At 68.8% G+C, this 231-nt stretch carries 1 protein-coding gene; it reads left to right on the top strand.

The window, feature by feature from the left end; all coding sequences use genetic code 11:
- Positions 1 to 231, top strand: a 231-nt coding sequence (locus tag AC3XQU_RS25120; RefSeq protein WP_489876797.1) for a recombinase family protein, incomplete at both ends; no start/stop codon positions are given.

The following is a 231-nucleotide window of genomic DNA, read 5'->3' as shown; positions in this document are numbered from 1 at the left end:
GCGTTCCCTCAAGCACCTGGTCGAGTTGGTCGGCGAGCTGGCAGAGCGCAAGGTCGGCTTACAGAGCCTGAATGACCCCATCGACACCACCCACGCCCAAGGCCGCCTGGTGTTCAACCTGTTCGCCTCGCTGGCGGAGTTCGAGCGCGAGCTGATCCGCGAGCGGACTCAGGCGGGTCTGTCGGCCGCACGGGCGCGTGGCCGGATCGGTGGCCGTCCCAAGGGCCTGCC

It is taken from the genome of Telluria sp. AZSoR62 (assembly GCF_058111565.1).
Note: the sequence above shows the minus strand (reverse complement) of the source record. Positions and strands in the feature narration are given on the sequence as shown.